This window comes from Streptomyces sp. NPDC057271 (genome assembly GCF_042668715.1).
Classification (GTDB): Bacteria; Actinomycetota; Actinomycetes; order Streptomycetales; family Streptomycetaceae; genus Streptomyces.
The window spans coordinates 1-25396 of record NZ_JBHUYJ010000062.1; the positions used below are offsets into that span (position 1 = coordinate 1).

A 25396-nucleotide genomic window follows, 5' to 3' on the forward strand; every position below is an offset into this window, starting at 1 on the left:
GACAGCGTTCTGCCTGTAGTCGAGGGCGACACGGGAGTAGAGCTTGCCGTCCTTCTTGATGCTGTCCCGGTAGCTCTGGCCGGCCTTCAACTGCCGGGCGTCCAGGCTGGTGGCGGCGCCCTTGATCGGTGTGGCCCCGCCGTCGAAGCCGTACGCTCCCCCGTCGGCCGCCCACGCCGTACCCGGCAGCGCCGCCGCCGTGAACACCGCCGCGGCCGTGAACACCGCCGCCGTCGCACCCGCCACACCCGTGGCCGTCGCGACCAGCGATCCGGCGGTCCGCTTCGACCCCCGCCGCCTCGTCCTCACGCGCTGCGTCCTCACGCGCCTCTCCTCGTGTCCGTCGCTGTCCCGCCCCGTACCCGCTTCGCGAGGAACACCGCCCCTGCGATCAGTACGACGGCTCCGCCGCCCGCCGGGGCGGCCCCGGTGACGGTCCATCCTGCCCCGCCCGTCCCTCCGCTGTCTGCGCGCACCGAGGCTTCGCCCCGCTTGTCCCGCTATTCCACCGGTCCCGCCCCGTGCTCCGGGCTCGCGCGTTCCTCGCCGAGGACGGTGACCCGCAGGACCACGGCGATCCGCGGGTTCTCGGCGGTCCCGGCCGTCCGCGGGCCGAGGGTGACGGCGATGGAGGAGCCGCCTTGGTGTGGACGGGCACGACGTCGGAGCTGCTCCCGTGCCGGTTGGTCCAGGCGACCGGGACGGTCCCCGTGCCCAGCGCCGCGGGCTGCCCGTCGTAGCGCGTAAGGGAGCTGAACTCGCCCGTGCCGCCGTCCACCGGGTGCCGGGCGGGGGTGTACACCTGCGTACCGCCGTACGAGGTCACCGTCGAAGTCCCCTCGACCGTCGGCTCGTTGGCGTACTCGACGCCGTAGCGCAGCTGCCGTCCCCAGCCGACCGGCACCTTGTCCAGAGGGTCTGGGAGGACAGCAGGCGGTCCCGCCAGGCACCACGCCCGAGCGTCCGCGCGCCGTCGAAGCCAGTCCCACCACGGACGTCCCGGGGATCGCCGGTGGGCAGGACGACGTCCCTCCCGCCGGAGCCGTACGCGGGCCCCGACCGTGCCGGGACCGTCCCGGCGGGCAGCGGTGTCTCGACGCCCAGGACCAGCTCCAGCGGCCAGCGCGCCGCGCCGGAGGCGTCCTTGCTCCCGCGCTCCTCCGGATCGGCCGCGTAGTACCGAGTCCAGCACCATCACCAGGCTCCCGGCTCCGGACGTCTCCCGGGACGTCTCCGCGGGCGTCTCCGCGGGCGGCTCCTGGGACGTCTTCCGGGACGTCTCCCCGGGCGTCCCCCTGAGACGTCCGGGACGCTCCCGGGACGTCTCCGAAGGCGACTCCTGGGCGTCTCCCCGGGCGTCTCCTTGGGACCTCTCCCCGTCCGCCGCGACCGCTCCCGGTACCGGCAGCGACAGCGACAGCGACAGCAGAGCGAGCGACGCCCCCGCCACCGCGCCGACCGCTGTCCGGCGCGCTCTCACCTCATCGCCCCTTGACCGCGATCACTCAGCTTTGCTCTCGCAACTCAGTGATTTGCCGAGGTGAACCCAAAGGGCGAGGCGTCACGGTCCAGAAACAGCGCGAAGCCCCGGCCGCGGGAACGCGGCCGGGGCTTCACCCTCAGACAATCTGCGACTCAGACACCCGAACCTGCGGGCACGGAGTCGGTCGCCTCCGTCCACAGATCCTGCTCGGCGCGATCCGCCTGGATCTGGCGGTACACGAGGAGCCCGCCGATGGCGGCCAGTGCGACCAGGAGAAGCTTCTTCACCGCGCGACCTCGTCTTTCGTTGACGTAGGAGACTTCTGACGCCCACTCTACACACCGACCGATACCGATCGGTGACCTAGGCAGGGCCGGTCGCGCGAAAAGCAATCGGCCCGAACGGGTGAACCGTCCGGGCCGATCAAACTGTGGGGCTAACAGGATTTGAACCTGTGGCCTCATCCTTATCAGGGATGCGCTCTAACCAACTGAGCTATAGCCCCGCCGCGCTCTGCGGAGTGTGTCCCGCGCGCTGACTCCTGAAGATTAGCGCACGTGGGGGCCAGTCCCAAAATCGCCCGGGGCGGAGCCCCTGATGAGCACGGCCGAGGCCCCCACGCGGCTCATTCGTCCTCGGCCAGCGTCAGCTCCACACCGCCCACGAAACCGGCCGACAGGTTGTAGATGAACGCGCCCAGCGTCGCGAGCGCGGTCATCAGGACCACGTCGATCACGGCGATCACCGAGGTGAACATCAGCACCCTCGGCAGCGACAGGAACGACTGCAGGTCGAAGCCGTTGGACTCGTTCGAGCCCGTCGCCTCACTGATCGTGCCGCCGACGGTCGAGAAGACGCCCATGGCGTCCATGACCATCCACAGCACCGAGGCGGCCACGACCGTGCAGACGCCCAGCGCGATGGAGAGCAGGAAGCTCACCTTCATCACCGACCACGGGTCGGCCTTGGCCACCCGCAGCCGCGCCTTGCGCGTACGGGGCGTGGTGCGGGCCCCCGTACGCGGGCGGCGCACCGCGCCGGTGTTCTGACCGCCGGCGGCCGGCGCCTGAGCGCCGTACGCCTGCGGCGGATGGTACGGCCCGCTCGGCTGCTGCGCGCCGGCGCGCTCGCCGGGCAGCGGCCCGTTGTACGTCTCGTACGAGGGCCCCTGCCCTCGGGTGTCCGTCACCGCAACCCCCTGGGAGTCCGTGGCGGAGCCACGGGCACCGTTCGCTCCGGCACCAGCAGAAGCTCCGGCAGCCGCCGAACCTGCGCCCGTGGCTCCACTCACGCTCTACTCCTCGTGCTCCCCGGCCGAGGGCTCGGTGCCCTCGGCTGCCTCGACCGCGGTCGCGGCCTCGACGCCTTCGCCGATCTCGGCGCCGGCCGCGTCGACCTCTTCGGCCTCGCTGCCCGCCTCGGCGTTCCGCGCGATGCCCACGACGGCATCCCGCTTGCCCAGGTTGATCAGCTGGACGCCCATGGTGTCACGGCCGGTCTCCCTGACTTCGTTGACTCGCGTACGAATCACACCGCCGGACAGCGTGATGGCGAGGATCTCATCCGTCTCCTCGACCACCAGCGCGCCCACCAGCGAACCACGGTCCTCCACGATCTTGGCGGCCTTGATACCGAGGCCACCGCGACCCTGGACGCGGTACTCGTCGACGTTGGTCCGCTTCGCGTACCCACCGTCGGTGGCGGTGAACACGAACGTACCGGGCCGGACGACATTCATCGAGAGCAGTTCGTCGCCCTCGCGGAAACTCATCCCCTTGACACCCGACGTGGCGCGTCCCATCGGACGCAGCGCGTCGTCCGTCGCGGTGAACCGGATCGACTGCGCCTTCTTGCTGATGAGCAGCAGATCGTCCTCCGCCGAGACCAGCTCGGCGCCGATCAGCTCGTCGGCAGTGCCTTCGGCGCCGTTGTCCGTCTCCCGGAGGTTGATCGCGATGACACCGCCCGCCCGCGGCGAGTCGTAGTCCTTCAGAGCGGTCTTCTTCACCAGACCGGCCTTCGTGGCGAGCACCAGGTAGGGCGCGGCCTCGTAGTCGCGGATCGCCAGGATCTCGGCGATCTGCTCGTCCGGCTGGAAGGCCAGCAGGTTGGCGACGTGCTGGCCGCGGGCGTCCCGGCCGGCGTCCGGGAGCTCGTACGCCTTGGCCCGGTAGACCCGGCCCTTGTTGGTGAAGAACAGCAGCCAGTGGTGGGTCGTGGAGACGAAGAAGTGGTCGACGATGTCGTCCTGCTTCAGCTTCGTCCCGCGCACGCCCTTGCCACCGCGCTTCTGCGAGCGGTAGTCCTCGGTCTTGGTCCGCTTCACATAGCCGCCACGCGTGATGGTGACGACGATGTCCTCCTCGGCGATCAGGTCCTCGATGGACATGTCACCGTCGAAGGGCACCAGCTTGGAGCGGCGGTCGTCGCCGAACTTCTCGACGAGCAGCGCCAGCTCCTCGCTGACGATCTGCCGCTGACGCTCCTCGGAGGCGAGGATCGCGTTGTACTCGTTGATCTTCGCCTGCAGCTCGTCGTGCTCGGCGACGATCTTCTGGCGCTCCAGCGCGGCGAGCCGGCGCAGCTGCATCTCGAGGATGGCGTTGGCCTGGATCTCGTCGATCTGCAGCAGGCCCATCAGGCCCTCGCGCGCGACCTCGACCGTGTCGCTGCGCCGGATGAGCGCGATGACCTCGTCGATCGCGTCCAGCGCCTTGAGCAGACCGCGCAGGATGTGGGCGCGCTCCTCGGCCTTGCGCAGCCGGAAGCGGGTCCGGCGCACGATGACCTCGATCTGGTGCGTCACCCAGTGACGGATGAACGCGTCCAGCGAGAGGGTGCGCGGCACGCCGTCGACGAGCGCCAGCATGTTCGCGCCGAAGTTCGTCTGCAGGTCGGTGTGCTTGTACAGGTTGTTGAGCACGACCTTGGCGACGGCGTCGCGCTTGAGCACGATGACGAGGCGCTGGCCGGTACGGGACGAGGTCTCGTCGCGGACGTCGGCGATGCCGCCGATCTTGCCGTCCTTCACCAGGTCGGCGATCTTCTGCGCGAGGTTGTCCGGGTTGGTCTGGTACGGAAGCTCCGTGACCACCAGGCACTGGCGGTTCTGGATCTCCTCGACCTCGACGACCGCACGCATCGTGATGGAGCCGCGACCGGTGCGGTACGCCTCCTCGATGCCCTTGCGGCCCACGACGAGCGCGCCGGTGGGGAAGTCGGGGCCCTTGATGCGCTCGATGAGCGCGTCGAGCAGCTCCTCGTGCGTGGCCTCCGGGTGCTCCAGCGCCCACTGGGCACCGGCCGCGACCTCGCGCAGGTTGTGCGGCGGGATGTTGGTCGCCATACCGACCGCGATGCCGGCCGAGCCGTTGACCAGCAGGTTCGGGAAGCGCGCCGGCAGGACCGTCGGCTCCTGGTTGCGGCCGTCGTAGTTGTCCTGGAAGTCGACGGTCTCCTCGTCGATGTCCCGGAGCATCTCCATGGCCAGCGGCATCATCTTGCACTCGGTGTACCGCATGGCGGCAGCCGGGTCGTTGCCCGGAGAACCGAAGTTGCCGTTGGAGTCCACCAGCGGCAGCCGCATCGACCAGGGCTGGGCGAGGCGGACGAGCGCGTCGTAGATGGAGGAGTCGCCGTGCGGGTGGTACGTGCCCATGACGTCGCCGACGACGCGGGCGCACTTGTAGAAGCCCTTCTCGGGCCGGTAGCCGCCGTCGTACATCGCGTACAGCACGCGCCGGTGGACGGGCTTGAGGCCGTCACGGACGTCGGGCAGCGCACGCGACACGATGACGGACATCGCGTAGTCGAGGTACGAGCGCTGCATCTCGGTCTCGAGCCCGACGGGCTCGATCCGCAGTACCGGCTCTTCTTCTTCGGTGGTCACGGGGGGGTTCTCGTCGGCCATTGCTGGTCGTCAGTCCTTTCGTACGGTCAGCTGAGACCGACTCAGATGTCGAGGAAGCGAACGTCCTTGGCGTTGCGCTGGATGAACGAACGCCGGGCCTCGACGTCCTCACCCATCAGCACCGAGAACAGGTCGTCCGCCTGGGCCGCGTCGTCCAGCGTCACCTGGCCGAGGACACGGTGGTCCACGTCCATCGTGGTGACCCGCAGCTCCTCGGCGTTCATCTCGCCCAGACCCTTGAAGCGCTGGATCGAGTCTTCCTTGATCCGCTTGCCGTTCCGCTTGCCCAGCTCGACCAGCGCGTCGCGCTCACGGTCCGAGTACGCGTACTCGAAGTCGTCCCGGCCCCACTTGATCTTGTAGAGCGGCGGGCGGGAGAGGTAGACGTGCCCGGCCTCGACCAGCGGACGCATGAAGCGGAAGAGGAAGGTCAGCAGCAGGGTGTTGATGTGCTGACCGTCGACGTCGGCGTCCGCCATCAGAATGATCTTGTGATAGCGGAGCTTCTCGATGTCGAAGTCCTCGTGGACTCCGGTGCCGAAGGCCGAGATCAGCGCCTGGACCTCGGTGTTCTGCAGGATCTTGTCGATCCGCGCCTTCTCGACGTTCAGGATCTTGCCGCGGATCGGCAGGATGGCCTGGTACATCGGGTTACGGCCGGACTTGGCCGAGCCGCCGGCGGAGTCACCCTCGACGATGAAGATCTCGCACTGGGTGGGGTCGTTCGACTGGCAGTCGCTCAGCTTGCCCGGGAGGGACGCCGACTCCAGCAGACCCTTACGGCGGGTCAGGTCGCGCGCCTTGCGGGCCGCCACGCGCGCGGTGGCCGCCTGGATCGACTTGCGGATGATGTCCGCGGCCTCGACCGGGTTGCGGTCGAACCAGTCGTTGAGGTGCTCGTGGACGATCTTCTGGACGAAGGTCTTGGCCTCCGTGTTGCCCAGCTTCGTCTTCGTCTGGCCCTCGAACTGCGGCTCGCCCAGCTTGACCGAGATGATCGCCGTCAGACCCTCGCGGATGTCCTCACCCGTGAGGTTGTCGTCCTTCTCCCGCAGCAGCTTCTTGTCCCGCGCGTAGCGGTTCACCAGACCCGTCAGCGCGGCCCGGAAGCCCTCCTCGTGCGTACCGCCCTCGTGCGTGTGGATCGTGTTCGCGAAGGAGTACACACCCTCGCTGTACTGCGAGTTCCACTGCATCGCGATCTCGACCGAGAGCGTGCGCTCCTTGTCCTCGGCCTCGACGTCGATGACGGTCGGGTGGATCAGCTCGCCCTTGCGCGAGTTGAGGTACTTCACGAAGTCGACGATGCCGCCCTCGTAGTGGTACTTCACCGTGCGCGCGGTGGGCTCGGCGGCCGCCTCGGCGTCCGGGTCGTCGGCGCCGACGGTCGCCTTCGCGGACTCGCGCTCGTCGGTGAGGGCGATGGTGAGGCCCTTGTTGAGGAAGGCCATCTCCTGGAAGCGGCGCGAGAGCGTCTCGAAGGAGTACTCGGTCGTCTCGAAGATGTCCGGGTCGGACCAGAACGTGACCGTGGTGCCGGTCTCGTCGGTCTCCTCGTGCTTCGCGAGGGGCGCGGTCGGGACGCCCATCTTGTAGTCCTGCGTCCAGCGGTGGCCGTCGGTCTTGATCTCCACCGAGACCTTGGTGGAGAGGGCGTTGACGACGGAGACGCCGACGCCGTGCAGACCGCCGGAGACCGCGTAGCCGCCGCCGCCGAACTTGCCGCCCGCGTGGAGGACCGTCAGCACGACCTCGACGGCCGGCTTGCCCTCGGAGGGGACGATGCCAACGGGGATACCGCGGCCGTTGTCGACGACGCGGACGCCGCCGTCGGCCAGGATCGTCACGTCGATGGTGTCCGCATGCCCGGCCAGGGCTTCGTCGACGGAGTTGTCGACGACCTCCTGCACCATGTGGTGCAGGCCGCGCTCACCGGTCGAGCCGATGTACATGCCGGGTCGCTTGCGGACCGCGTCCAGACCCTCGAGGACGGTGATCGCGCTGGCGTCGTACGACGCAGCGTTGGCGGACGGAATGTTCTCGTTGGGGTTGCCGGAATCGGCCACGAAGCGCCCTTTCTGGCACAGCACAGGCCGTTCTCCGGGCATACGGGAGCGGCTGCGTCGTTCGACTTGTTCCGCGGGGTGGCGGGATTGTCTACCAGTCTACCGGTAGCGCTGACACGAATGGGGGTTTGCCGGTACCTGAGTCCGCATGTGCCGCCCTGGGCGGGAGCGAGACGACTCCCCATATCCGGGGAGGGGCTCCAGAAGCCCCTGACGGCCACCCAGCGCTTCGAGTCGTAGCGCGTTGTGGGCACCGCCGCGACAGCCGCTGCGGGCATACGCTCCGCATGGGGGTCCCCCGCCGGAGGCAGGGGGAGGGCAAGGGTGGGCACGACGTCACGAACGCACTGCCCACGCCTGCCCCGCACCCCGGGACCCCGGGACCCCCGGCACCCGGGGTACCCCCGGGTGCCCCGCGTCTGGGCCTCGCGCCTGGGCCTGGGCCTCGTACCTGGGCCCCGCGTCCCGCGCCTGGACCCCGCGCCCCACGCCTGGGCCTCGTACCTGGACCCCGCGCCTGGACCCCGCGCCTCGCGCCTGGACCCCGCGTCCCGCGCCTGGGCCTCGTACCTGGGCCCCGCGTCCCGCGCCTGGACCCCGCGCCCAGGCGACGTCAGCCGTACGTGTCCCCCGGCCCCACGGACCCCGGCGCCCGCAACGGCCCGTACCCCTTGCGCGGAGCCCCCGGCCCCAGAACCCTGATCACCCGCACCGTCCCGTGCCCCAGGTCCTCGTTCAGCCGCGCCACCAGCCGCGGCGCCAGCAGCCGCAGCTGTGTCGCCCACGCCGTCGAGTCGCACTGCACGGTGAGCACCCGCTCCTCGGGATCCTCGTCGTACTTCAGCGGCACACAGTGCTTCGCCAGGTCCTCGCCCACGATCTGCGGCCAGCGCCCCATGACCCCGCCCACCGCCGCGGGCGTCTCCCAGCCTCGCTCGGTGATGAGCCGGTTGATCGCGGCTCCCAGACCGATCGGGTCCCGCCCGTCGGCGTGCGCGCCCGAGCGCAGCCCGCCGCCCCGCCGCGCCTGCTTCTTCTGCTGGGCCGCCGCGCCCCGCGCCTTCGCCTGCTCCTTGGCGGCGCGCAGCGCCACCCGGGCGAGGTCCACACCGGAGGGCTCGGGCGTCTTGGGAGCGGAATCGACCTGGCCGGCCTCGGGACTCCGGTTCTCGCTCACAGCCTCGCGCCCCTCACGTGCCTCACGTGCCTCACGTGCCTCACGTGCCTCACGTGCCTCACAGCCTCTCCACCGCCCCGCCCGCGACCCCGTACCGCGCCCCGGCGAGCACCCCCGGCACGTCGTCGTCCACCGCCGCCGTCACCAGCACCTGCTCGCCCGGGGCCACCAGCTCCGCGAGCCGCTCCCGGCGCCGGGCGTCCAGTTCGGCGAAGACGTCGTCGAGGACGAGCACCGGCTCGTTCCCCTCCGCCCGCAGCAGGTCGTACGAGGCGAGCCGGAGCGCCAGCGCGTACGACCAGGACTCGCCGTGACTCGCGTACCCCTTGGCCGGCAGGTCGCCCAGCTTGAGCGCCAGCTCGTCGCGGTGCGGGCCGACGAGCGTCACACCCCGCTCGATCTCCTGCTTGCGCACCTCCGCGAGCGCGGCGATCAGCTGCTCGTACAGCTCCTCCCGTGTGTGCCCGAACCCCGGCGCGGACGGCCGGTACTCCAGCAGGATCGGTCCGCCGCCGGGCGCCAGCTGCTCGTAGGCCTTGTCGGCCAGCGGCTGCAGCACACCGATCAGATCCAGCCGCTGCGTGAGCAGCTCGGCCCCCGCCCTCGCCAGATGCTGGTCCCACACGTCCAGCGTCGACAGGTCCATGCCGCGGCCGCCGTGCCGCCGCGCCATGGCCGCGGACTTCAGCAGGGTGTTGCGCTGCTTGAGGACCCGGTCGTAGTCGGAGCGCACGCCCGCCATGCGCGGCGCGCGCGCCGTGATCAGGTCGTCGAGGAAGCGCCGACGCTCGCCGGGGTCGCCCTTGACCAGGGCCAGGTCCTCCGGAGCGAACAGCACGGTCCTCACGATCCCCAGCACGTCACGGGGCTTGACCTGCGAGGACCTGTTGATACGGGCGCGGTTCGCCCGGCCCGGGTTCAGTTCGAGCTCGACCAGCTGGGAGCGCTCGCCCTGGGTGACCGCGGCGCGGATGATCGCCCGCTCCGCCCCCATCCGTACGAGCGGGGCGTCCGATGCGACGCGATGGCTGCCGAGGGTGGCGAGATAGCCGACGGCCTCGACCAGATTGGTCTTGCCCTGGCCGTTGGCGCCCACGAAAGCGGTGACGCCCGGGTCGAGCGGGACCTCGACCCGGGCGTAGGAGCGAAAGTCGGCCAGCGACAGATGCGTGACGTGCATGGTGTGCGCCGACCTTCCCCCGGCTGCTGTGCCCCGGGAGGTGCACAGCCTGTGGACTACTTCTTGGACTCGACCGCGTGGCCACCGAACTGGTTGCGCAGCGCGGCGATCATCTTCATCTGCGGGGAGTCGTCCTGCCGCGAGGCGAACCGCGCGAACAGCGAGGCGGTGATCGCCGGCAGCGGCACCGCGTTGTCGATGGCGGCCTCCACGGTCCAGCGGCCCTCGCCGGAGTCCTGTGCGTAACCGCGGAGCTGGTCCAGGTGCTCGTCCTCGTCCAGCGCGTTGACCGCCAGGTCGAGCAGCCAGGAACGGATGACCGTGCCCTCCTGCCAGGAGCGGAAGACCTCGCGCACGTCGGTGACGGAGTCGACCTTCTCCAGGAGCTCCCAGCCCTCGGCGTACGCCTGCATCATCGCGTACTCGATGCCGTTGTGGACCATCTTCGCGAAGTGGCCCGCACCGACCTTGCCCGCGTGGACCGAGCCGAACTCGCCGGCGGGCTTGAGCGCGTCGAAGACCGGCTGGACCCGCGCCACGTGCTCGGCGTCGCCGCCGTACATCAGCGCGTAGCCGTTCTCCAGGCCCCACACACCGCCGGAGACACCGCAGTCGACGAAGCCGATGCCCTTGGCGGCGAGCTCCTCGGCATGCTTCTCGTCGTCGGTCCAGCGGGAGTTCCCGCCGTCCACCACGATGTCGCCGGGGGAGAGCAGGTTCGCCAGCTCGTCGATGGTGGACTGGGTCGCGGCACCGGCGGGGACCATGACCCACACGACCCGCGGACCCTTCAGCTTGCCCACAAGCTCTTCCAGGCTGTGGACATCGGCGAGGTCCGGATTGCGGTCGTATCCGATGACGGTGTGGCCTGCGCGGCGGATGCGCTCACGCATGTTGCCGCCCATCTTGCCGAGACCGACGAGACCGAGCTCCATCAGAGATTCCTTAAGCGTCGTGTGCGGTGTACCCGGGTCCGAGCCTACGCCCGGACCCCCGTGCACACCTGTGGGGTCAGCCGCTCAGTCGACGGCCGCCCGAGCACACTCAGCCGCTGAGACGCACCGGCATGATCAGGTACTTGTAGGCCTCGTCGGCCTCCGCGTCCACGGCCGGCTTGCCGCTCAGCAGCGCCGGCTTGGTGGACGTCGTGAAGGAGAGCTGGGCGACCGGGGAGTCGATCGCGCTCAGGCCGTCCAGCAGGAACGTCGGGTTGAAGGCGATCGAGATGTCGTCGCCGTCCAGCTGCGCGTCCACACGCTCCACAGCCTGTGCGTCGTCGCTGGAGCCGGCCTCCAGGATCAGCACGCCCTGCTCGAAGCTGAGCCGGACCGGGGTGTTGCGCTCGGCCACCAGGGCCACACGCTTGACGGCCTCGACGAACGGCGCGGTCTCGATCACCGCGATCGAGTTGAACTCGGTGGGGAAGAGCGTCCGGTACTTCGGCAGGTCGCCTTCGAGCAGCCGGGTGGTGGTCCGGCGGCCGGCGCCCTCGAAACCGATCAGGCCCTCGCCCTTGCCGGAGCCCGAGAGCGCGAGGGTGACGGTGTCACCGCTGGTGAGCGCCTTGGCAGTGTCCAGGAGGGTCTTCGCGGGCACCAGGGCCACCGCGGAGGCGTCGGGGGCCTCCGGCTTCCACAGGAACTCGCGGACCGCGAAGCGGTAGCGGTCGGTGGAGGCCAGGGTGACCGTGTCGCCCTCGATCTCGATGCGCACACCGGTGAGCACCGGCAGCGTGTCGTCACGGCCGGCGGCGATGGCGACCTGGGCGGCGGCGGAGGCGAAGACCTCACCGGGCACGGTGCCGGTCGCGGTGGGCATCTCCGGCAGGGCCGGGTACTCCTCCACAGGCAGGGTGTGGAGGGTGAAGCGGGAGGAGCCACAGACCACGGTCGCCCGTACACCGTCTGTGGAAATCTCCACGGGGCGGTTGGGGAGGGCGCGGCAGATGTCGGCGAGCAGACGGCCGGAGACCAGGACGGTGCCGTCCTCCTCGATCTCCGCCTCGACGGAGACGCGGGCCGAGACCTCGTAGTCGAAGCTCGAGAAGCTCAGCGCGCCGTCCTCGGCCTTCAGCAGAAGGCCCGCGAGCACGGGCGCCGGCGGACGGGCCGGAAGGCTACGGGCCACCCAGGCCACCGCCTCCGCGAGTACATCGCGCTCCACCCGGATCTTCACCGGAACCGCCTCCTGCTGTTGCTGGCTCTTCGTCGACTGCGGGAACCAGTCTGACGTACGCCGCCGACACTCGGTGCGGCTCGGGGTCAAGTCGCGACAAGAGGTCGGGGAGGCTCCGGCGTCGAGTTGTGCACAGGTCCCACTTCGAAGCGGATTCCGGGCTAACTCTAGGTGGGAGTAGTAGTAGGGCCTGTGGAAACCGTGGATAACGTCGTATGCGCAGGTCAACCACGGTTTTTTGTCCACTGCCCCTGTGGGTGGCACCGGTGGACAACAGGGGTTCTCTGTGGACACCCGAAAGTTCTGCACACCCGGTACACAGGCCATGGGGACTTCTCCCCAGCGCTGTCCCCAGCTTTACCCACGTTCCCCACAGCCCAATCGTCTTCCTTGGTGTGACCGCTTTCACTCGACGCGGTGACCCCGGGCGTTTCGTTGCCGAACAGTGGACAGGGGTGTGGAGAACTTGTGGGCAACGGAGCCACCCCTGTGGGTTGCCAGTGGACAACCAACGGGACCCCCTGTGGGCGAAAGATTTGTCCACAGCCTGTGGATCAAGGTTGCCAACAAATCCACACCCTTCTGACCTGGGGTCTTGATCCCCAGCCCGCCCAGCCTGTGGAGAGGATCCGGATAACTCCGGAGTCCCCACCCTGTGGACGGAAGATCATCCCGCAATCTGTGGAGAACGCGCTACCGCCACGGAGAAATCGAACAGGCCGGCCTGTGCACAGACGTGTGGACCACGCCGGAGACCGCCCCAGGGCACGCGGAAGGGCGCCCCGGGAGGGTGTCTCCCGGAGCGCCCTGGAAGGTGCGGAGCGGCTCTCTCAGCCGTTCTTGATGCGGTTGGTGAGCTCGGTGACCTGGTTGTAGATGGAGCGTCGCTCGGCCATGAGCGCGCGGATCTTGCGGTCCGCGTGCATCACGGTCGTATGGTCGCGGCCGCCGAACTGCGCGCCGATCTTCGGCAGCGACAGATCGGTGAGCTCACGGCACAGGTACATGGCGATCTGCCGAGCCGTCACCAGGACGCGGCTGCGGGAGGATCCGCAGAGGTCCTCCACCGTCAGGCCGAAGTAGTCCGCCGTGGCCGCCATGATCGCCGGCGCGGTGATCTCCGGCGACGAGTCCTCGCCGCCGGGAATCAGGTCCTTGAGGACGATCTCGGTCAGCCCCAGGTCCACCGGCTGCCGGTTGAGGCTCGCGAAGGCCGTCACACGGATCAGTGCGCCCTCCAGCTCACGGATGTTCCGCGAGATGCGGGAGGCGATGAACTCCAGCACCTCCGGCGGGGCGTTGAGCTGGTCCTGGACCGCCTTCTTGCGGAGGATCGCGATACGCGTCTCCAGCTCCGGCGGCTGCACATCGGTGGTCAGGCCCCACTCGAAGCGGTTGCGGAGCCGGTCCTCCAGGGTCACCAGCTGCCTGGGCGGCCGGTCCGAGGAGAGCACGATCTGCTTGTTCGCGTTGTGGAGGGTGTTGAAGGTGTGGAAGAACTCCTCCTGAGTCGACTCCTTGCTCGCGAGGAACTGGATGTCGTCGACCAGCAGGATGTCCACGTCGCGGTAGCGCTTGCGGAAGGTGTCGCCCTTGCCGTCGCGGATCGAGTTGATGAACTCGTTGGTGAACTCCTCGGAGCTCACGTACCGCACGCGCGTGCCGGGGTACAGGCTGCGCGCGTAGTGCCCGATCGCGTGGAGCAGGTGGGTCTTGCCGAGGCCCGACTCCCCGTAGATGAAGAGCGGGTTGTACGCCTTCGCCGGCGCTTCGGCCACCGCGACGGCGGCGGCGTGCGCGAACCGGTTCGAGGAACCGATGACGAAGGTGTCGAAGAGGTACTTGGGGTTCAGACGCGCGTGCTGCTCGCCCGGTGCGCCGGACCCGGAACCCTGCCCGGATGCCATGCCGGTGCTTCCTCCGCCGTGACCCGACACAGGGCCGCCGTGTCCGCCGGGCCCACCGTGTCCGCCGGGACCACCAGGGCCGCCGGGCCCGCCGTGTCCGCCGGGACCACCAGGGCCGCCGGGGCGCGGGCCGGTTCCGGCGCGAGGCGGGTCGGGCAACTCGGCCCGCTCCGGCCGCTGCGGCTGGTCGTAGGCGGACGGCCGCTCGTCGTAGCGGGGCTGCTGGGACTGCTGCGGGCGCGGGCCGGTGTACGGGTCGCGCTCCTGGAAGGACCCGGGGCGCGGCTGCTGCCAGCCGAGGTCGTCCTGGCTGCGCGGCCAGGAGCCCGGCTCGGGCCGCTGCTGCTGGTAGTCCGGGTACGCGGGGCGCGCGGTGGGCAGGCCGTCGTCCGGCAGTGGCCGGTGGCCGTAGCCGTCGTACTTCTCGTACGTCTCCGCCGGCGGCCGCTCGTCGTACCGGGGCGGCTGCTGCTGGACCGGGGGCGCGAGCGGGGACGGCTCGCCGACGGAGTCGTCGACAGTGATCGCGATCCGGATCGGGCGGCCGCACTCATGGCTGAGGGTCTCGCTGATGAGCGGCGCGAGGCGTCCTTCGAGGACGCGCTTGCCCCATTCGTTCGGGACGGCGAGAAGCGCCGTGTCGGCCACGAGTGCGAGAGGCTGGCAGCGCTCGATCCACTGCTTGTCCTTGGGCTCGATGCCCTGCTGGCCTTCTCCGAGGAGCTGCTCCAGCACGCGTGGCCACACTGCGGCAAGATCGGCAGGTACGTCAGCCACAGGGCACGCTTCCTCGTTGGTCCCACGAACGTGTGGTTCTCGGGACGGTGGGTCGATGTCCGCCAGGACAGGAAGGACAGAACGGAAAAAAGATTGAGAAGGGTCCAGCCACGGTAGTCGCGGCGGATGACCTGGTTCAAGTTGTTGTCCACAGCCTGTGCACAATGGACCCCGGCGATCGGTCGGTTTGACCGGATGGCGTAGCCGCGCGTACCGTAACCAGGTCGAGTTGTCGATGGCTGCTGCCGCCTGCCTCCGATGGGCAAAGATCACGGTCTGTGATCGTGAAGCGGTGCACTCGGGCGTATTGCGAGCTACTCGTGGGCGCACGGTGACAGCCAGGCGATGTCCCGCCATCTACGAATCATTTCTGGAGCCCCCGAGTGAGCAAGCGCACCTTCCAGCCGAACAACCGTCGTCGCGCGAAGACCCACGGCTTCCGCCTGCGCATGCGTACGCGTGCCGGTCGCGCCATCCTGGCGAACCGCCGTTCCAAGGGTCGCGCGAGCCTGTCCGCCTGATCCGCTTAAACAGGTCATGACGTGCTGCCTACCGAGAATCGGCTGAGGCGGCGCGAGGACTTCGCAACCGCGGTACGCCGAGGGCGCCGGGCCGGTCGCCCGCTCCTCGTCGTCCACCTACGCAGCGGTGCAACGGACCCGCACGCGCCTGGGGAGAGCGCTCCCCCGACGCGTGCGGGTTTCGTCGTGAGCAAGGCCGTGGGCGGTGCCGTCGTACGCAACCAGGTGAAGCGACGCCTGCGCCATCTCGTCCGCGAACGACTGTCCGAGCTGCCCCCCGGTAGCCTGGTGGTCGTACGGGCGTTGCCCGGAGCCGGCGACGCCGATCACGCACAGCTGGCCCGAGACCTCGACGCCGCGCTTCAGCGGCTCCTCGGAGGGGGCGCGCGATGAAGTACCCGCTGCTGGCTCTCATCAAGCTGTACCAGTGGACGATCAGCCCCCTTCTGGGGCCCGTCTGCCGGTACTACCCGTCGTGTTCCCACTACGGATTCACGGCCATCGACCGGCATGGCGCGATCAAGGGCACTGCCCTGACCGCCTGGCGCATTCTGCGGTGCAACCCGTGGTCGCCCGGCGGCGTGGACCACGTACCCCCGCGCAAGCGTCCTCGCTGGCACGAACTGCTGCGGAACGCCCTGCGTGGCGACAAGGGCGGGTCCCCCGCCGAGACGAGCCCGGCCGCAGAGACTTCGCCCAATGCTCAAGGAGCCTGATTAGTGGACACGATTGCCAATTTTTTCAGCTTCATCACCACACCTGTCTCATGGGTGATCGTCCAGTTCCACAAGCTGTACGGGGCGATCTTCGGCCCTGACACGGGCTGGGCCTGGGGCCTGTCGATCGTGTCCCTCGTGGTGCTGATCCGTATCTGTCTGATCCCGCTCTTCGTGAAGCAGATCAAGTCGACGCGGAACATGCAGGCGCTCCAGCCGAAGATGAAGGCGATCCAGGAGCGCTACAAGAGCGACAAGCAGCGTCAGTCCGAAGAGATGATGAAGCTGTACAAGGAGACGGGCACCAACCCGCTCTCCTCGTGCCTTCCCATCCTGGCGCAGTCGCCGTTCTTCTTCGCCCTGTACGCGGTGCTCTCCCACATCGCCGACGGCAAGGAGATCGGTGTCATCAACCAGTCGCTGCTCGACAGCGCGCGGCAGGCACACATCTTCGGCGCTCCGCTGGCGTCCACCTTCACGGACAGCGCCGCCGAGGTCGCCGCTCTCGACGCGACGCTGACCTCGGTCCGCATCGTCACGGCGGTCATGATCGTCCTGATGTCGGCCTCGCAGTTCTACACGCAGCGCCAGCTGATGATGAAGAACGTCGACCTCTCCGTGAAGACCCCGTACATGCAGCAGCAGAAGATGCTCATGTACATCTTCCCGGTGATCTTCGCCGTCATGGGCATCAACTTCCCCGTCGGTGTCCTCGTCTACTGGCTGACCACGAACGTGTGGACCATGGGCCAGCAGATGTACGTGATCAACCAGAACCCGACGCCGGGCAGCAAGGCCCAGGACGCCTACCTCCAGCGCCTGCTCAAGAGCGTCACGGCGCACAGTGAGGTCCGCGGCCGTCGCCGGAAGAGCGTGGTCAAGGCGATCGTGGCCAAGGGCGCCGACCGCAACGAGAACGAGCGCCGCTTCTTCGCGGGCCTGGCCAGGGCCGGCTTCGCCGCCCAGGCCGACGGCACCGTGATCAAGGGCGACACTGTCACCGCCGAAGCCGAGGGTGGTGCCGCGGCCAAGCGTCAGCAGCCCAAGCGGCAGACCAAGGCGAAGCGGCAGGCCGCAGCGCAGCACGCCCCGGCCAAGGGCGTCGAGGAGACCGCCGAGTCCGGCGATGTCGCCAAGGAGCCCACCACCTCGCTGGAGAAGAAGCCGCAGGACGCGGCCGAGGGCTCGGCGCAGGGCGACAAGCCCGCGCGGCCGAGCCGGGCCAACTCCGGCGGCTCCCGCCAGGGCAAGTCCGGTCAGCGCAAGGGCCAGCAGCGCCCGAAGCACCCGTCGTCCAAGAAGTAGAAGGAGACCATCCGTGACGGAAGGCACCACCTCCGCCGCCGCCGAGGGTGGCGACACCCTGACCCGCCTGGAGCAGGAGGGTGAGATCGCGGCCGACTACCTCGAAGGTCTGCTCGACATCGCCGACCTGGACGGCGACATCGACATGGACGTCGAGGCGGACCGGGCCGCGGTCTCGATCATCAGTGACTCAAGCGGCCGTGACCTGCAGAAGCTCGTGGGCCGTGACGGCGAGGTGCTGGAGGCGCTCCAGGAGCTGACCCGCCTGGCCGTGCACCGGGAGACCGGTGACCGGAGCCGGCTGATGCTCGACATCGCCGGGTTCCGCGCCAAGAAGCGTGCCGAGCTCGCCGAGATCGGTGCCAAGGCCGCGTCCGAGGTGAAGTCGACCGGTGCGCCGGTCAAGCTGGACCCGATGACCCCGTTCGAGCGCAAGGTCGTGCACGACGCGGTCGCCGCCGCCGGTCTGCGCAGCGAGTCCGAGGGCGAGGAGCCGCAGCGCTTCGTCGTCGTACTCCCTGCCTGACCCCCCTCGCAGTGTCGGCCCCGTCTGCTCGCAGGCGGGGCCGATCTTGTCAGCCTGATAGTCAGCCACCACAGTGCGCTCGCACCCACGGGTGCGGTGCGGAAGGACGGTTCCCGTGACGGAGGCAGCGGAGCTCCCCCCTGCGCCCGAACAGGCGCGGACGGTATTCGGCGAGTACTTCCCGGAGGCCGTCCGGTACGCGGAGCTCCTCGCGGACGCGGGCGTCAAGCGGGGGCTGATCGGCCCACGTGAGGTTCCCCGTCTCTGGGAGCGGCACCTGTTGAACTGCGCCGTGCTCTCCGAGGTGGTGCCCGAGGGCGTCACCGTGTGCGATGTCGGCTCGGGGGCCGGGCTGCCGGGCATTCCGCTGGCGCTGGTGCGCCCGGACCTGAAGATCACGCTCCTGGAGCCGCTGCTCCGTCGGACGAACTTCCTCCAGGAGGTCGTCGAGCTGTTGGGTCTGGACCATGTGACGGTGATGAGGGGCCGTGCCGAGGAGGTACTCGGCGACTTCTCTCCGGTGCATGTCGTGACGGCGCGTGCCGTGGCGCCTCTGGACCGGCTGGCTGGCTGGGGCGTTCCGCTGCTGCGTCCGTACGGCGAGATGCTGGCCCTCAAGGGCGACACCGCGGAGGAGGAGATCGACGGTGCCAGAGCCGCGCTCTCCAAGCTCGGTGTGGTGGGTACCTCCGTGCTTCAGGTCGGCGAGGGGATTGTGGACCCGCTGTCGACCGTCGTACGGGTGGAGGTCGGCGAGAGCCCGGGCGGTGTGAGATTCGCCGCGAAGCGGGCCAAGGCCGCTCGCCCGAGCAGGACCCGGCGCCGCCGCTGAGCCGCCAACGCGACGCATATGAGCCGTCAGCACTGCGCAACTGGTCCGTACAAGCTGCCATACGTACGTATTTCGGAGTGTCGAACGGTCCTGGGTCGGCTGCGCGTGCATCGTGTTTCACGTGAAACGTCGCTCACTGCTGCAGGGGATCATCAGCCGCGGCCGCGCGGCTGCCACGCCCCGGGACCGGAAACCCCTCGCGAAACCACTCGCGAGGGGGACGGGATTGTCCACAGAGGTGGATTCATCCACAGAACCACGGGCCTCGCTGGTTCACGACCCCGAAAGCATGGCAGGCTCTGTTCATCGCGAGCCTGAAGCCGAGGAGAGTGAATCCTTGCGGTCCGACGCCAACATCGCGGGACCGATGACCGATCCGGTCCCCGGTCCCCGAACCGAATCGGCGGGGGAGGATGTTTCACGTGAAACACCGCCCCCGATGGACGACACCCCCATCGGTCGTGCTGCCCAACTGGCAGTAGAGGCACTGGGTCGTGCCGGCGAGGGTCTTCCCCGGCCTGCCCAGACCCGCGTGATGGTAGTGGCCAACCAGAAGGGCGGAGTGGGCAAGACGACCACGACGGTCAATCTTGCTGCTTCCCTGGCGCTGCACGGCGCCCGTGTGCTGGTCATCGACCTCGACCCCCAGGGCAATGCCTCTACGGCTCTCGGTATCGATCACCACGCCGAGGTTCCTTCGATCTACGACGTCCTCGTGGAGAGCAAGCCGCTCTCCGACGTGGTGCAGCCGGTGCGGGATGTCGAGGGCCTCTTCTGCGCCCCTGCCACCATCGATCTCGCCGGTGCGGAGATCGAGCTCGTGTCGCTGGTGGCACGGGAGAGCCGGCTGCAGCGGGCCATCCAGGCGTACGAGCAGCCACTGGACTACATCCTCATCGACTGCCCACCGTCGCTCGGTCTGCTCACGGTCAACGCCATGGTGGCCGGCGCCGAAGTGTTGATCCCGATCCAGTGCGAGTACTACGCACTGGAGGGCCTGGGCCAGCTCCTGCGGAACGTGGACCTGGTGCGTGGACACCTCAACCCCACGCTGCACGTCTCGACGATTCTTCTCACCATGTACGACGGCCGGACGAGGCTTGCCTCGCAGGTCGCCGACGAGGTGCGCAGCCACTTCGGCGAGGAGGTGCTGCGGACCAGTATCCCGAGGTCTGTCCGCATCTCGGAGGCGCCGAGCTACGGACAGACCGTCCTCACGTACGACCCGGGCTCCAGCGGCTCTCTGTCGTATCTCGAGGCGGCCCGTGAGATCGCGCTGCGAGGTGTCGGTATTCACTACGATCCGCAGCACGGCCACACGGGTCACCAGAACAGCCAGCACAGCATGTCGGAGGGGATCCAGTGAGTGAGCGACGTAGAGGGTTGGGGCGTGGGCTCGGTGCGCTGATCCCCGCTGCTCCCCAGGAGCGGCAGGTGCCGACAGCCGGTGGGGCGGCGGGATCCGCTTCTCCTGTGGCCGTTCCGGCGCTCTCCTCGGACCGAGGGGTGGCAGCCGCGAAGGTGGCGACCCTGCCGCAGAGCCCGCAGTCCCCGGACAGTGTGGTCCCGGCCGTCGAGGCGCCGGTGGTGGCGGAGCCGGAGTCTCCCGCCGGGGCACACTTCGCCGAGCTGCCGTTGGACTTCATCACGCCCAACCCGAAGCAGCCGCGTGAGGTGTTCGACGAGGACGCTCTCGCGGAGCTGGTCACCTCCATCAAGGAGGTCGGCCTGCTGCAGCCCGTCGTCGTACGGCAGCTGGGTTCCGAGCGCTATGAACTGATCATGGGTGAGCGCCGATGGAGGGCGTGCCGTGAGGCAGGCCTGGAGCGCATCCCCGCGATCGTCCGGGCGACGGAGGACGAGAAGCTTCTCCTGGACGCGCTCCTGGAGAACCTTCACCGGGCGCAGTTGAACCCGCTGGAAGAGGCCGCTGCCTACGACCAGCTGCTGAAGGACTTCAACTGCACCCATGATCAGCTGGCCGACCGGATCGGGCGTTCGCGTCCGCAGGTCTCCAACACGCTGCGTCTGCTGCGGCTTTCCCCTCCGGTCCAGCGACGTGTTGCTGCGGGTGTGCTCTCCGCGGGCCACGCGCGCGCTCTGCTCTCCGTGGAGGACCCGGAGACGCAGGACAAGCTGGCGTACCGGATCGTGGCCGAGGGGCTCTCGGTGCGTGCGGTCGAGGAGATCGTGACACTGATGGGCTCCGAGCCCACGGCCACGACCAAGCCCAAGGGGCCCCGGGCCGGGGCGCGTGTCTCTCCGGCGCTGACGGATCTGGCCTCGCGGCTCTCGGATCGCTTCGAGACCCGGGTGAAGGTCGATCTTGGCCAGAAGAAGGGCAAGATCGTCGTCGAGTTCGCCTCGATGGAGGATCTGGAGCGAATCCTCTCGACCCTGGCCCCCGGCGAGGGACGAGTCATGGATCAGGGGAACTCCGAGCAGAGCGACCAGGACGGAGAGGGCTGACCGCAGCGAACTCCTCCGCGACCCAGGGCGGGCCGTGATCCGGTGAGAGCCGGAACACGGCCCGCCCTTTGCCTGCGAGCGGTATCGCCCTGATCGCCCCATCGATACGATTCTGGGAGGGCGTATCCGTACTGCGAAGGCCGTGGGAAGCGAGGGAACAGCCGTGGGGCGTCGGCTCGTACCGCTCACTCTGGACAACCTCCCTGACCTCCCCAAGCGATGTCGCTCCTGTGTCTTCTGGGAGCTGGACCCGGTGAGCGGGGAAGCGGCGGTGAAGGCGGGCCGGCCGGAGCTGGAGAAGGAGGCCTGGATCTCGGCGGTGCTCCTGGAGTGGGGGTCCTGCGGTCGCGTGGTCTATGTCGACGAGGTGCCCGTCGGCTTCGTTCTGTACGCGCCTCCCGCGTACGTGCCGCGTTCCATGGCCTTCCCCACAAGCCCGGTCTCCGCAGATGCCGTCCAGTTGATGACTGCCTGGATCATGCCGGGGTATCAGGGGCAGGGGCTCGGCCGGATGATGGTGCAGACCGTCGCCAAGGATCTGCTGCGACGAGGCTTCAAGGCGATCGAGGCCTTCGGGGACGCGCGGTGGAAGGAGCCGGCCTGTGTGCTCCCGACCGACCACCTCACGGCGGTGGGCTTCAAGACCGTACGGCCCCACCCGACGTATCCGCGCCTGAGGCTGGAGCTGAGGACGACGCTGTCGTGGAAGGAAGACGTGGAGCTGGCGCTGGACCGGCTTCTGGGCGCCGTCCAGAAGGAACCGGCGCTACGGCCGCTCTGACCGTGCCCCTGCGACTCTCACGACGACGGCCCGCCTCCCTGAGGAGGCGGGCCGTCGGTGTTTCACGTGAAACAGGGGTGTCAGGCAGTGGCCTCGACGAAGCCCTCGAGGTCGCGGAGGAGCGCGGCCTTCGGCTTGGCGCCGACGATCGTCTTCACGACCTCGCCGCCCTGGTACACATTGAGCGTCGGGATGGACATGACGCCGTACTTGGCGGCCGTAGCCGGGTTCTGGTCGATGTTGAGCTTCACGATCTCGATCTCGCCGTGCTCAGCGGCGATGGCCTCCAGCGACGGGGCGATCTGGCGGCACGGGCCGCACCACTCGGCCCAGAAGTCCACCAGGACAGGCTTGTCGCTCTTGAGGACGACCTCGTCGAAGTCGGCGTCGGTCACGTTCTTCAGGGTGCCGGCCACGGCAACCTCCCTTAACTTTGCGGGGTGTGAGTGGTGAGGATGGGAGTCAGACCGCGGGGGTCTCGGCGAGCTTCTCGCTCTTCTCGCTGTCGGCGAGAGCGGCGAGGAAGCGCTCGGCGTCGAGTGCGGCGGAGCAGCCGGTGCCCGCAGCGGTGATCGCCTGGCGGTACGTGTGGTCGACGACGTCACCGGCTCCGAAGACACCGGCGAGGTTGGTCCGGGTCGAAGGGGCGTCGACCTTGAGGTAGCCCTCCTCGTCAAGCTCCAGCTGGCCCTTGAAGAGTTCGGTGCGCGGGTCGTGGCCCACGGCGATGAACAGACCGGTCGCCGCCAGCTCGGTGGTCTCGCCCGTCTTGGTGTTGCGGAGCGTCAGACCGGAGAGCTTCTGGTCTCCGTGGATCTCGGCGACCTCACTGTCCCAGGCGAACTTGATCTTCGGGTCGGCGAAGGCACGCTCCTGCATGGCCTTGGAGGCGCGCAGGGAGTCACGGCGGTGGACGATCGTCACGGACCTGGCGAAGCGCGAGAGGAAGGTGGCCTCCTCCATCGCGGTGTCACCGCCGCCGACGACGGCGATGTCCTGGTCCCTGAAGAAGAACCCGTCACAGGTGGCGCACCAGGAGACTCCGCGACCGGAGAGTTCGTCCTCCTTGGGAAGACCGAGCTTGCGGTGCTGGGAGCCAGTGGTGACGATGACGGCCTTGGCGCGGTGCACGGTGCCTGCGGTGTCCGTGACGGTCTTGATCTCGCCCGTCAGGTCCACGGCCACGATGTCGTCGGGCACCAGCTCGGCGCCGAAGCGCTCGGCCTGGGCGCGCATGTTGTCCATCAGGTCCGGGCCCATGATGCCGTCACGGAAGCCGGGGAAGTTCTCCACGTCGGTCGTGTTCATCAGAGCGCCACCAGCGGTGACAGCACCCTCGAAGACCAGCGGCTTCAGCGACGCACGCGCTGTGTAGAGCGCAGCGGTGTAACCCGCGGGCCCGGAGCCGATGATGATCACGTTACGGACGTCGCTCACGGGTTTCTTCCTCGTCTCTGCAGACTGCCTACTGCCTACGGGGCGGTCGTTTCGGTGACTCTCACCCCACCCAACGGATCCTACGGGGCCAGCATTCCCGAGAATGCCGCACGGCACGGCAGGAGTCAGGAACGGGGGTAGGTCTGCGTAAACAGAATCTCGGCCTTGGCCTGTCCCGCGCTATCGGCGCAGGAGGCATCCAGGACGTACGCCTGCACATGGGTGCCCGTGGCACCCTCGGGCAGGACGAGGAGATAGGCGGGTGTTCCCTGATAGTCGCCCCTCTGGAAGGCGAGCACGCTGTCGGTGCGGCCGGTGCCGGCCTTGACGCAGTCGGGCAGGGGCTCGGCCGTCCCCCGCTTGGGGGTGTTGCCGCCCTCGGCGCTGAGCGATTCCGGGCTGGTCTGGGGGGCCCTGAGGCTGTCCCCTTGAAGCAGCTCCTGGACCTGGGCTTCCACCGGCCGGTCGTTGAAACGCTCGTCGCCGACATCGCTCGCGGCGGTGTTGGTGTCGGCCGATTCACCGCCGGTCAGCGACTGCATGCCGCCCTGGGTGAGGAAGAGCGTCATGCCGAGCGCCGCTGCGCCGAAGACCGCCCCGAGAGCGGCGACGCGGCGGCGACGGGGCTTGGAGCGACCCGGACCGGTGGTGGCGCGAGAGTGGCCGGCCGGGCGGTCCGGGACGATGGCAGACGCCGTGGAGGGACGCACGCCGGGGTGATCGCTCGCTGTTTCACGTGAAACATGCGTGCCGACGTCGGGGGTGGTGGCGTTGAGCAGTGCTTCGGCGGCCAGGGCGGCGTCGATACGGCCGGCGATGTCGGCGGGCATGCGGGGCGGGCCGGGCAGGGTGCCGAGCAGACCTCGGATCTCCTCCAGGGAGGTCTGTACGTCCGCGCAGAGGGAGCAGCCCTCGATATGGCGACGTACGTCTGCCGCGCGGGACGGCGAGAGCAGCCCCTCGGTCAGGTCGGAGATCTCCGAGACGTCCGGGTGCTGCGCTGTGTCGGCCTTGCCGGTCGTGGAAGTCACGCGCGCCCACCTCCGCCCTTCACAGCAGCCGGCCCGCTCGGTCCGGTATCCGATGGCCCCGACACCGGTGGGACGGATGTCCCCGGCGTCCGGTTCCTTCCCCGGTCGGGGCCTTCGTTACTCACGGTGTCGGCGCGCAGATGGCTGAGCATGGGCAGCAGTCGGGCGCGCCCGCGCGAACAGCGGCTCTTCACCGTTCCGGCGGGGACGTCCAGGATGCGGGCGGCTTCCGCCACCGGGTAGCCCTGCATGTCCACGAGGACGAGGGCAGCTCGCTGGTCCGCGGGGAGCGTGGCGAGCGCCGCCACCAGTTCACGGTGGAGGTCCTGGCGTTCGGCGGGGGCCTCGGCCGACTCCGCGGGTTCGAGGAGCTGCTCGAACCGTGCGGTGTCGTCCATGGGTGAGGTCTTGCGGGACGCGGCCTTGCGGACTCGGTCGAGACAGGCGTTCACCGTGATGCGGTGGAGCCAGGTCGTGACGGCCGACTGACCGCGGAAGGTGTGGGCGCCCCGGAAGGCGGAGACCAGGGCGTCCTGGAGGGCGTCAGCGGCCTCCTCACGGTCCCCCAGCGTCCGCAGGGCCACAGCCCACAAGCGATCGCGGTGGCGCCGCACAAGCTCACCGAAGGCGTCGGGGTCGCCGGCGACATGGCGCGCCAGGAGTTCACTGTCAGGACAATCGGCCGCGCGGGGCTCGCCTGGCACAGTCCCCTCCTTCGGTAGAGCCGCTGTTCGCCATTCAATGCCAGAGTATGGCCCGGTGTAAATGATGCTTCCCTGCGACCTCGCCAATCCACGGTGATCGAACTCACTTCGCTCTGGGGATACTTCATCTCTCTCCTGATATCTGTCATGATCAAATAGGTGCTGCGGGGAAACAGAAAACCCAGACAGAAAAGGTGATGGGGGATAATGAAGTTGATACGTAGCGCGGCGATGGGTGCGGTTATGGCCGTGATTGCAGGGGTCAGTGTCTTCGCGGGGGCCAGCACAGCACAGGCGGCAACGGGTTGCTCTGGGAAGAGAATCGATCGGATTGCCTTCGACACGGGCTGGGTCGACCTGTACTACAGCAACGGCAGCAACTGTGTGATTACCACGTCA

The 25396-nt window shown here is 68.8% G+C and carries 23 protein-coding genes, 1 tRNA gene and 1 pseudogene; 10 read left to right on the forward strand and 15 right to left on the reverse strand.

What is annotated here, in order from left to right:
* Positions 1-324, reverse strand: a pseudogene (locus ACFUJR_RS25205) (hypothetical protein); the annotation flags it as partial.
* A 688-nt stretch (positions 325-1012) separates the two neighbouring features.
* On the opposite strand from ACFUJR_RS25205, the gene ACFUJR_RS25210 reads away from it, so the two are divergent.
* Positions 1013-1177 carry a hypothetical protein gene (locus ACFUJR_RS25210; protein WP_383166722.1) on the forward strand — a complete coding sequence of 55 codons (165 nt, stop codon included), beginning with the start codon at positions 1013-1015 and terminating at the stop codon, positions 1175-1177.
* A gap of 458 nt (positions 1178-1635) precedes the next feature.
* Here ACFUJR_RS25210 and ACFUJR_RS25215 read toward each other — a convergent pair whose 3' ends face one another.
* The 10 genes from ACFUJR_RS25215 to dnaA all read right to left on the reverse strand — a co-directional run bounded on the left by ACFUJR_RS25215 (position 1636) and on the right by dnaA (position 14675).
* Positions 1636-1770 (reverse strand): DLW-39 family protein, encoded by a 135-nt coding sequence (locus ACFUJR_RS25215; RefSeq protein ID WP_003958712.1) that lies wholly within the window; start codon positions 1768-1770, stop codon positions 1636-1638.
* A 144-nt stretch (positions 1771-1914) separates the two neighbouring features.
* A tRNA-Ile gene (locus ACFUJR_RS25220) sits at positions 1915-1988 on the reverse strand.
* Between the two features lie 120 nt (positions 1989-2108).
* Positions 2109-2774 (reverse strand): DUF3566 domain-containing protein, encoded by a 666-nt coding sequence (locus ACFUJR_RS25225; protein ID WP_383166719.1) that lies wholly within the window; start codon positions 2772-2774, stop codon positions 2109-2111.
* A 3-nt stretch (positions 2775-2777) separates the two neighbouring features.
* On the reverse strand, positions 2778-5393 hold the full coding sequence (gene gyrA, locus ACFUJR_RS25230) for a DNA gyrase subunit A (RefSeq protein WP_383166716.1): 2616 nt from the start codon (positions 5391-5393) through the stop codon (positions 2778-2780).
* A gap of 41 nt (positions 5394-5434) precedes the next feature.
* Positions 5435-7483, reverse strand: coding sequence for a DNA topoisomerase (ATP-hydrolyzing) subunit B (gene gyrB / locus ACFUJR_RS25235; RefSeq protein WP_383166713.1), 2049 nt, complete (start codon positions 7481-7483; stop codon positions 5435-5437).
* A 589-nt stretch (positions 7484-8072) separates the two neighbouring features.
* On the reverse strand, positions 8073-8636 hold the full coding sequence (locus ACFUJR_RS25240; protein ID WP_383166710.1) for a DUF721 domain-containing protein: 564 nt from the start codon (positions 8634-8636) through the stop codon (positions 8073-8075).
* Positions 8637-8694: 58 nt separating this feature from the next.
* A complete protein-coding gene (gene recF, locus ACFUJR_RS25245) occupies positions 8695-9816 on the reverse strand; it encodes a DNA replication/repair protein RecF (protein ID WP_383166707.1) in 1122 nt (373 codons plus the stop codon).
* A gap of 56 nt (positions 9817-9872) precedes the next feature.
* Complete coding sequence (gene gnd / locus ACFUJR_RS25250; RefSeq protein WP_383166704.1) at positions 9873-10751, reverse strand: phosphogluconate dehydrogenase (NAD(+)-dependent, decarboxylating); 879 nt, start codon at positions 10749-10751, stop codon at positions 9873-9875.
* Positions 10752-10860: 109 nt separating this feature from the next.
* On the reverse strand, positions 10861-11991 hold the full coding sequence (gene dnaN, locus ACFUJR_RS25255) for a DNA polymerase III subunit beta (protein ID WP_383166701.1): 1131 nt from the start codon (positions 11989-11991) through the stop codon (positions 10861-10863).
* Between the two features lie 830 nt (positions 11992-12821).
* Positions 12822-14675, reverse strand: coding sequence for a chromosomal replication initiator protein DnaA (gene dnaA / locus ACFUJR_RS25260; protein ID WP_383166698.1), 1854 nt, complete (start codon positions 14673-14675; stop codon positions 12822-12824).
* A 383-nt stretch (positions 14676-15058) separates the two neighbouring features.
* On the opposite strand from dnaA, the gene rpmH reads away from it, so the two are divergent.
* The 9 genes from rpmH (at position 15059) to ACFUJR_RS25305 (ending at position 21825) form a co-directional block, all read left to right on the forward strand.
* Positions 15059-15196 (forward strand): 50S ribosomal protein L34, encoded by a 138-nt coding sequence (gene rpmH, locus ACFUJR_RS25265; RefSeq protein ID WP_005482975.1) that lies wholly within the window; start codon positions 15059-15061, stop codon positions 15194-15196.
* A gap of 21 nt (positions 15197-15217) precedes the next feature.
* Positions 15218-15589: a ribonuclease P protein component gene (gene rnpA / locus ACFUJR_RS25270; RefSeq protein WP_361670128.1), complete on the forward strand. Its 372-nt coding sequence runs from the start codon at positions 15218-15220 to the stop codon at positions 15587-15589.
* Positions 15586-15912, forward strand: a complete 327-nt coding sequence (gene yidD / locus ACFUJR_RS25275; protein ID WP_352187225.1) for a membrane protein insertion efficiency factor YidD — start codon at positions 15586-15588, stop codon at positions 15910-15912. The genes rnpA and yidD overlap by 4 nt, the downstream gene beginning before the upstream one ends.
* 3 nt (positions 15913-15915) lie before the next feature.
* On the forward strand, positions 15916-17217 hold the full coding sequence (gene yidC / locus ACFUJR_RS25280; protein ID WP_383166694.1) for a membrane protein insertase YidC: 1302 nt from the start codon (positions 15916-15918) through the stop codon (positions 17215-17217).
* Between the two features lie 13 nt (positions 17218-17230).
* Positions 17231-17743 carry a protein jag gene (locus ACFUJR_RS25285; RefSeq protein WP_383166691.1) on the forward strand — a complete coding sequence of 171 codons (513 nt, stop codon included), beginning with the start codon at positions 17231-17233 and terminating at the stop codon, positions 17741-17743.
* Positions 17744-17858: 115 nt separating this feature from the next.
* On the forward strand, positions 17859-18575 hold the full coding sequence (gene rsmG / locus ACFUJR_RS25290; RefSeq protein ID WP_383166688.1) for a 16S rRNA (guanine(527)-N(7))-methyltransferase RsmG: 717 nt from the start codon (positions 17859-17861) through the stop codon (positions 18573-18575).
* Between the two features lie 289 nt (positions 18576-18864).
* Positions 18865-19941 (forward strand): ParA family protein, encoded by a 1077-nt coding sequence (locus ACFUJR_RS25295; RefSeq protein WP_383166817.1) that lies wholly within the window; start codon positions 18865-18867, stop codon positions 19939-19941.
* Complete coding sequence (locus ACFUJR_RS25300) at positions 19938-21044, forward strand: ParB/RepB/Spo0J family partition protein (protein WP_383166685.1); 1107 nt, start codon at positions 19938-19940, stop codon at positions 21042-21044. The genes ACFUJR_RS25295 and ACFUJR_RS25300 overlap by 4 nt, the downstream gene beginning before the upstream one ends.
* 163 nt (positions 21045-21207) lie before the next feature.
* Positions 21208-21825 (forward strand): GNAT family N-acetyltransferase, encoded by a 618-nt coding sequence (locus tag ACFUJR_RS25305; protein ID WP_361670145.1) that lies wholly within the window; start codon positions 21208-21210, stop codon positions 21823-21825.
* An 80-nt stretch (positions 21826-21905) separates the two neighbouring features.
* Here the strand turns inward: ACFUJR_RS25305 and trxA are convergent, their stop codons facing one another.
* The 4 genes from trxA to sigM form a co-directional block, all read right to left on the reverse strand.
* Positions 21906-22241 carry a thioredoxin gene (trxA, locus tag ACFUJR_RS25310; protein WP_352187218.1) on the reverse strand — a complete coding sequence of 112 codons (336 nt, stop codon included), beginning with the start codon at positions 22239-22241 and terminating at the stop codon, positions 21906-21908.
* A 46-nt stretch (positions 22242-22287) separates the two neighbouring features.
* Positions 22288-23262, reverse strand: a complete 975-nt coding sequence (trxB, locus tag ACFUJR_RS25315; protein WP_383174070.1) for a thioredoxin-disulfide reductase — start codon at positions 23260-23262, stop codon at positions 22288-22290.
* Between the two features lie 125 nt (positions 23263-23387).
* Positions 23388-24293, reverse strand: a complete 906-nt coding sequence (locus ACFUJR_RS25320) for a zf-HC2 domain-containing protein (protein WP_383174068.1) — start codon at positions 24291-24293, stop codon at positions 23388-23390.
* A complete protein-coding gene (gene sigM, locus ACFUJR_RS25325; RefSeq protein ID WP_383174065.1) occupies positions 24290-24997 on the reverse strand; it encodes an RNA polymerase sigma factor SigM in 708 nt (235 codons plus the stop codon). Before sigM ends, ACFUJR_RS25320 begins: the two co-directional genes overlap by 4 nt.
* Positions 24998-25396 lie beyond the last annotated feature (399 nt).